This is a genomic window from Methylocystis suflitae (assembly GCF_024448135.1).
GTDB lineage: Bacteria > Pseudomonadota > Alphaproteobacteria > Rhizobiales > Beijerinckiaceae > Methylocystis > Methylocystis suflitae.
Genome location: NZ_JAMRYX010000153.1, coordinates 1 through 7,321 on the forward strand (window position 1 = coordinate 1; position 7,321 = coordinate 7,321).

A 7,321-nucleotide genomic window follows, 5' to 3' on the forward strand; every position below is an offset into this window, starting at 1 on the left:
GCGCGCCTTTTTTTGAGAGAGGGGCGCTCACCGCTTCACCTCCCAGGTCGTGGTGCCGTCCTTATTGTCCTTCAGCGCGATGCCCGCGGCGGCGAGTTCGTCGCGGATGCGATCGGACTCGGCCCAGTTTTTTGACGCGCGGGCTGCGAGGCGAGCGCGGATGAGCATATCAATCGCGCCTTCATCAAACGAGCGAGATTTTTCAATCTGCACCCAATCGGCGTATGATTGCACGTCTATGCCAAGCAATTTGAGGCTAACATCAAGTTCGCGTTTGTTCTCGACAGCGTGCAGAATCGTCAATGCCAATGGTGTATTCAAGTCATCGGCTAAGGCGTCCATTACCGTATCGACACCAGTAAACCCTCCGCCATAACCACTACCGTCAGGCGAACCAAAACCGCTTCCGAATCCCTCCCCATCCAGTTCGACGGCGCCGATTTCTGCTCCCCATTTTCGTAGACTGAGCTCCGCCTCCTCCAGCGCCTTCACGGTCCAATCGATCGGCTGGCGATAATGCGTTCGCAGCATCGCAAGCCGCAGCACTTCGCCCGGCCACTTCCGCCCCCCGAACTTGTCCGTGTGCAGCAGCTCGTGGATCGTCACGAAATTCCCCAGGCTCTTGGACATTTTCTCGCCCTCGACCTGCAGGAAGCCATTATGCATCCAGTAATTCGCCATCACGTCACGCCCAAAGGCGCAGCAGCTTTGCGCGATCTCGTTTTCGTGATGCGGGAAGACGAGGTCGATGCCGCCGCCGTGAATGTCGAAGGTTTCGCCAAGATGCGCCCAGGACATCGCGGAACATTCGATATGCCAGCCCGGACGTCCCCTGCCCCATGGGCTGTCCCAGCCGGGTTCGTTCTCCTTTGACGGCTTCCACAGCACGAAATCCATGTCGCCGCGCTTATAGGGCGCGACGTCGACGCGCGCGCCCGCCATCATTTCATCGAGCGAGCGCCGCGACAGGCGCCCGTAATTCGGCATGGACGGCACGTCGAAAAGCACATGGCCATCGGCCGCATAGGCATGGCCAGACGCGATCAACCGCTCGATGATCGCGACCATCTGCGCAATGTGTTCGGTGGCGCGCGGCTGCACGGTCGGCTCGAGACAGCCGAGCGCCTTCACGTCCTGCTGAAATACCTTGTTGGTTTCGTCGGTGAGTTCGCGAATGGAGATTCCACGCTCGAACGCGCGCGCGTTGATCTTGTCGTCGACGTCGGTGATGTTGCGGACATAAGCGACATGCTCGGCGCCGTAGAGATGGCGCAGCAGACGAAACAACACGTCGAAAACGATGAGCGGCCTGGCGTTGCCGATATGGGCGTAGTCGTAGACCGTCGGTCCGCAGACATACATGCGCACATGCGCGGGATCGATCGGACGGAATTCCTCCTTCGTCCGGGTCAGCGTATTGTAAATTTTCAGCGCAGGCGTCGACATGAATTTCCCCGCAAGGCGCCGGCCGGGGCGTCGCTTCATGTCGTGGGATAGACGTGACGGCTCCGGCCAGCGTGATCGCTAGCTGATAATGGTTTTCCGACAAATGGTGAGCCGAAGCGTCATGGCGGCGACCATGCGCCAAAGCGCGCCGCCGCGTCAAGCGCGACGCCTCTTTGAGCCGCGGCGGTTTAACTCGGGTTTTACCGCTATGCGCTAGCTCTGACGGAGGCCGTCTCGGCCCTTTGGGACTCGTTCATTATGTGGAAATATGAGGGGCCGCTCGCGCGGCGCGCGCTTGCGCTGCTGCTTGCGGGCGCGCTGTTCGGCGCCGGCTACGCCTGCGACGCACAGGCCGAGTCACGCGCGAGCGCGGCCTATGTGATCTCTGATCAGGAGGGCTACGGCCTGACGGAATGCCTCACGCGCAAGGCCGATTGCGGCAAGATCGTCGCCGACTCCTGGTGCGCGGCGCATGGCCATGGCGCGGCCCGAACCTTCGGCCGCGCCAACGATGTGACCGCCTCGGTCGACGTCCACGCCGCGCGCGCCTCTAGCGAGCCGGATGCGGCGATCGTCGCCTGCGGCGATTAGCGCTAGCGCAGAAACTCTCCGCACTGCGGGACTTCGTTCTGGCCGGCCCAGGGCTGAATGGCGACGGTCGAGGTCGAACTCTCGGGCGAGCCTTCGACCAGCTTGTCGGAATAGACCATATAGATCAGCACATTGCGCTTCGCATCGCAGCCGCGAACGATATGCATGCGCTTGAACAGCAGCGAACGCCGCTCGCTGAACGCCGTATCGCCCTGACCGAACTTCTCCTTGAATTTGATCGGGGCATATTGCCGGCAGGCGAGCGAAACCTCCGACGTCTGCTCCGCCACACCGAACATGCCGGCGACGCCGCCTTTTTCATGCGCCGTATAATAGCAGACGACGCCGTCGATCGCAGGGTCGTCGATTCCGTAGGTCGCGAGCTTGTCGTTTGGCGTGAGAAGCTTGAAATCCACCGATTTGCGGAAGATGAGATCCGGTCCATCCTGCGCAAAGGCCGGCGCGGCGCCGAAACAAAGAAAGGCCGTCGAAATCAGAGCCAGCAATTTGGAACGCTTCATGTCGGCAACCTCCTGGATCACGCTGCCTTCGGGCGGAATCGCCCAAAGGCGGACAACGTGATCGATCTCGAAAGCTTAGAGCGCGCTCTAAGCGAAAAACCGAATTTCACTTTTTCGCGAGCCGCGCTCTAGCGACGCCGTTGCCGATATGGGCGAAGCAGCGCGGCAAGGGAAGGGCTTCGACCCCTGGGCGCGGCAAAAAATTCGACGCGCGCCAGGCGAGTTGACGGCGTCGGCCGGCGCCTTGTTGCCGACATGATGGACGCGATTAATCGAGCGACATTTGCTCCGCGGCCTGGATTGGTGAAAATGACGCGATTCGTCGCAAGCGACGCGCGCCGGAGCATTCGCCGCGAAGCGACCGGGCAAGCGTTTCTCGGCTGCTTACGAGCGTGTGAAGAACGAAAACTTCAATGAGGCCGCGATCATAGACCTCCTTTTGACGAAATGCGCCTCGAAGCGGACGAAGCTGGCGGTCGCCGCCGGCGTCGCCTTCGGTCTTTTCGCGGTTTCGCCCGCCGCTGGCGAATCGCCCTACTGCACGGAGTTGCGCGCGCAGATCGCCCGCGCCAGCTCGGGCGGCGGCGCGGGGCGATTCCAGGCCGCGGCGGCCAAGCAGCGCGGCGAATACGCGCGCGTCGCCGCCCGAGCTCGCGCGATGGGCTGCGACCGGGGCCAGTTCCTGTTCTTCGGCGATCCGCCGCCCCCCCAGTGCGGCCAAATCAACGCGCAGCTGCACCAACTCTCTGGGGCCATCGCCGGCTACGAACGCGCAAGCGCCGACGAGGGCGGCCAGCGTCAGGCGCTTGCCGCTCGTTACGAGGCGGAGTGCCGCAATCCTCAGGCGGCGCAGGCGCGCGTCGCCCGGCCGCGCAATTTCTTCGAGGAGCTGTTCGGCGTCCCGCCCGACGACAGCTCTGGAATGCGCGAAGCTCCGGTCGGTCCAGACCCGGATCAGGAACCTTCGGACGGAACGCCGCGCGGGGGCCCGATGGCGATCTGCGTGCGCACGTGCGACGGCGGCTTTTTCCCGATCAGCTATTCGGCGCGCAGCTCCAATCTCGACGATCTCGCGACGATGTGCCGAGCGCTGTGTCCCAACGCCGAAGTGAAGCTCTATACGGCGTCGCAGTCGAAGGTGCTCAGTTCCGCGCTTTCGATCGACGGCGAGGCTTATTCCGACCATCCCAACGCGCATAAATTCGAGACGACCTATGACCCGTCCTGCGGCTGCAAGCCGCCGGGGCAGTCTTGGGCCGAGGCGCTCGCCGAAGCCGAGCGGCTCATCGCCGAGCGCAATGCGAAAGATCAGGTCGTCACCGCGGAGCAGGCCGAGCAATTGTCGCGGGCGTTGCCGCCCGGCGTTGCGCGCGGTCGGAAAGCGAAGAGCTCCGCGCCGGCGCCAGAGCCCACGGCGACGCCACAACCCGCGGCCCAGGCGCAGCCCAGCGTCGAGGACGGCGCAGCCACGGCGCCGGAAACCTATCGCGAAATTGTCGGACCGGACGGAATCAAGCGCCGCGTGCGAGTCGTCGCGCCGGCCTTGTGAGCCGATTTCGCCGCAGCTTCAGGGCATATGCGCCTTGACCGTCTCGATCAGCTGTTTGATCGAGAACGGCTTCGCCAGAAAACCAAAGTCGCCTTCGGGAAGGTTTTTGGCGAAGGCCTCTTCGGCATAGCCGGAAACGAAGATCACCTTCGCGGCGACGCCGCGCTTGCGCAGTTCGGCGAACATCGCGGGACCATCCATCTCCGGCATCACCACGTCGGAGACGATGAGATCGATCTTGCCGTCGACGCGTTCGACGACCTCGAGCGCCTCCATGCCCGTCGCCGCTTCGAGCACCGTGAATCCGCGCGAACTTAAAGCGCGTGCGCCAATCGAGCGCACGGCGTCCTCGTCTTCGACGAGGAGAACCACGCCCTGTCCTGTGTAGTCCGCGGCGACCTTGGGCGTATCCGCCTTCTGCGACGTCTCCTTCTCCTCCGGCGCGTAGCGCGGCAGGAAAATGCGGAACACCGCGCCCCGCCCGACCTCGCTGTCGACGAAAATGAAGCCGCCCGACTGCTTGACGATTCCAAAGACCGTCGAAAGGCCAAGCCCCGTGCCTTTGCCGACCTCCTTCGTCGTGAAAAAGGGTTCGAAGATCTTTTCTTTCACATCGGCGGGAATGCCGCTGCCCGAGTCCTCGACCTCAACCAGCACATAATCCGCCGCCGGCAGAGCCGCCTCATTGAAGGCGGCGCATTCTGAGGCGGCGACATTGCGCGTGCGGATCTGCACCCGTCCGCCTGACTCAAGCATGGCGTCGCGCGCGTTGACGACGAGATTGATGATCACCTGTTCGAATTGGGTGATGTCGGCCTTCACGAACCAGAGATCGCGACCAAGACGCAGTTCGAGTTCGTTCTTTTCGCCGACGACGCGGCGCAGCAAATTCTGCACTTCGGAGAGCGCGTCGCCGAGCTGCAGGACTTGCGGGCGCAGCGTCTGGCGGCGAGAGAAGGCGAGCAGCTGCCGCGTCAGACCCGCCGCGCGATTGGCGGTTTCCTTGATCTGGCGGATATCGCGGAAGGCGGGATCGGTCGGCCGGTGGCTGGAGAGTAGCAGATCCGAATAGCCGATGATCGCCGTCAGCATATTGTTGAAGTCATGCGCGATGCCGCCAGCGAGCTGGCCGACCGCATTCATCTTTTGCGATTGCGCGAACTCCTCCTGCAGCTTGCGCTGCTCGGTCGTGTCGAGCGCATAGACCATCGCGCCTTTCTTGCCGGCGTCCTCGGCGGAAGAGACGAAGAAGCGCGCCGAACGCGTCGCCGCGCCGGCCGCGTCTTCCTCGAAGACGACATTGATCGGGCGCACTTCGCCTTTGCCTTCGATCGCATCTTCGATCGCGGCGCGCAGGGCGGCGCCGTCGCGTTCGCCGAGTCCCCTCAGCACCGACCATGGCGCCGCGGCCGCGCCCTGGCCAGACTTCAGCGCCTGCGGCAGCAATTTCGCGAAGGCCGCGTTCGACGTTAGCACGCGACCCTCGCCGTCGAGCGTCGCCATCGCCATAGGCGTCGAATTGAAGAAGCGCGCGAAACGCACCTCTGCCGCGCGCAAATTCTCTTCCGGCTGCTCGCCGGAGGCGCGGTTGAGCACCAAGGTGCGCGAAGGGCCGGCTTCGCCGTCCTGGCCAAACGCGACCTGGTGCAGCAGCCTGACCGGCAGCGACTTGCCGTTGCGGCATCGCAGGTCGAGGTCGATCTGCTCGGTGCGCACGTCGCCCGGCGCGCCCGACATGGCGGCGAGAAGCGCCGCGCCGCTATGGGCGACAATGGAGGACAGCGTCGCGCCGCCAGATCCAACTTGCGTGAGATCATAGCCCAGCCATCCGGCAAGCGTTTTGTTCATATAAGAGACGGCGCCGTCCGGACTGGCGGAAAAAAACCCCGCCGGCGCGTGATCGAGAAAGTCGATCGCGTGCTGCAGCTCCTGGAAGACGTTCTCCTGCCGCTGTCGATCGGCGGTCACGTCGGCCACCGCCCATAGACAGAACCGCCCGCTCGTCGTCGGCAGCGGCCGAACCCGAATCCGGTACCAGCCGACCGGCCCCTGCCCCGAGAGCGGCGGCGAAAGCCGCAGATCTTCGCTATGCGAAACGCCGGCGCGCGCCGCCTGGGCCAGGCGGTAGATCGCCTCCGAGACCTCAGGCGGCCCTGAGAACAGCCGTTCGACCAGCTGAACGCCGGAAGCGTCTTTCGCGTCGCACATCGCCGTATAGGCTTCGTTGGCGTAAACGATGCGCGCGTCGCCTCTTGTGACGAGCAGCCCTTCCCCGGAAGTGTCGGCGATGAGCTTCGTCACGTCGTTACCCGCGACTCGGCCGGAGAAGTGAATCAACCCAACCGCATAGGCGAAGAGAAAGAAGATTCCGGCGACGCCGAATACCGCGAGCGCCAGAATGGTGACGCGCGGCGCGAGGTCCGAAGGCGTCAGGTAATAGGCGGCGACGCCCGCCACTAACGCGATGACGAGGGCGAGCGTCAATCCCACATTGGCGGGCCGCTCGCTGCGTCCCAAGTCGGACGCTTCGGTCCTGTCGCTCATTTCTTAACCACCCGCGTCATATATCGCCGATCGCGACGGCCATGCTGACGCCGGCGCGCCGATTATTAGTCTGCCGACGCTTACAGAATCATCTAAAACAATGGCCGTGAACCCCAATAATAGCAACGTCGGACGTTGGAAGGGCGCTGATTAGTCAAACATTAACCATTCATTAACCTTTTTTCGGCGCTTGCCATGAAAGCTGTTAATTTGGCAAGGTTCACGCGCGTTCGAACGAGAGACTAGCCGTTCATGCCCGATAAATTCACTCAACTGCTGCCGGCGCTTGGAGCGCTCGTTGCGTTCCTCGTCGCAGCGGTGCTCGTGCTTTATATTTACCGTCTGTTGTTCGGACGCCGCATCCGTTCGCCCGGCGGACGCAATCGCGCGCGCCGGCTGGACGTCGTCGATGTCTACGACCTCGACCGCGAGCGCCAGCTCGTCATTGTGCGGCGCGACAACGTTGAACATCTGCTCCTGATCGGCGGCCCGACCGACATCCTCGTCGAAGCGACGATCAACCGGGTCGAAGGCGCTGTCAGCCGCGGACCGGAGCAGCGCCAGGGACAGCCGGCGGCTGCTAACTGGCCGGCGGGGCCCACGGCGCCGCCACGAGAGCTGGAAACGCCGCTGCCCAAGCCCGCGGCGGCAGGCGCCGTCAATCTGCCGC

5 protein-coding genes and 1 pseudogene are annotated in these 7,321 nt (G+C 63.6%); 3 read left to right on the plus strand and 3 right to left on the minus strand.

The features are described from left to right. Positions 1–27: 27 nt before the first annotated feature. Positions 28–1,446 carry a cysteine--tRNA ligase gene (gene cysS, locus NEI07_RS11920; protein ID WP_256034802.1) on the minus strand — a complete coding sequence of 473 codons (1,419 nt, stop codon included), beginning with the start codon at positions 1,444–1,446 and terminating at the stop codon, positions 28–30. A 258-nt stretch (positions 1,447–1,704) separates the two neighbouring features. Here cysS and NEI07_RS11925 point away from each other — a divergent pair, with 258 nt between their 5' ends. Next, a complete protein-coding gene (locus NEI07_RS11925) occupies positions 1,705–2,037 on the plus strand; it encodes a hypothetical protein (RefSeq protein ID WP_256034803.1) in 333 nt (110 codons plus the stop codon). 2 nt (positions 2,038–2,039) lie between these two features. Here the strand turns inward: NEI07_RS11925 and NEI07_RS11930 are convergent, their stop codons facing one another. Continuing rightward, positions 2,040–2,558: a CreA family protein gene (locus NEI07_RS11930; protein ID WP_256034804.1), complete on the minus strand. Its 519-nt coding sequence runs from the start codon at positions 2,556–2,558 to the stop codon at positions 2,040–2,042. Between the two features lie 394 nt (positions 2,559–2,952). Between NEI07_RS11930 and NEI07_RS11935 the strand changes: the two genes are divergently transcribed. After that, entirely contained in the window at positions 2,953–4,107 is a 1,155-nt protein-coding gene (locus NEI07_RS11935; RefSeq protein ID WP_256034805.1) for a DUF2865 domain-containing protein, read from the plus strand. An 18-nt stretch (positions 4,108–4,125) separates the two neighbouring features. On the opposite strand, the gene cckA is transcribed toward NEI07_RS11935, so the two are convergent. After that, entirely contained in the window at positions 4,126–6,651 is a 2,526-nt protein-coding gene (gene cckA / locus NEI07_RS11940; protein ID WP_256034806.1) for a cell cycle histidine kinase CckA, read from the minus strand. A gap of 252 nt (positions 6,652–6,903) precedes the next feature. On the opposite strand from cckA, the pseudogene NEI07_RS11945 reads away from it, so the two are divergent. Then, positions 6,904–7,321: pseudogene (locus NEI07_RS11945) on the plus strand (flagellar biosynthetic protein FliO); the annotation flags it as partial.

What these genes read in the sequence shown, in the direction of transcription:
- cysS (WP_256034802.1), bottom strand. Translation starts at nt 1,446, where the DNA reads ATGTCGACGCCTGCGCTGAAAATTTACAATACGCTGACCCGGACGAAG.
- NEI07_RS11925 (WP_256034803.1), top strand. Translation starts at nt 1,705, where the DNA reads ATGTGGAAATATGAGGGGCCGCTCGCGCGGCGCGCGCTTGCGCTGCTG.
- NEI07_RS11930 (WP_256034804.1), bottom strand. Translation starts at nt 2,558, where the DNA reads ATGAAGCGTTCCAAATTGCTGGCTCTGATTTCGACGGCCTTTCTTTGT.
- cckA (WP_256034806.1), bottom strand. Translation starts at nt 6,651, where the DNA reads ATGAGCGACAGGACCGAAGCGTCCGACTTGGGACGCAGCGAGCGGCCC.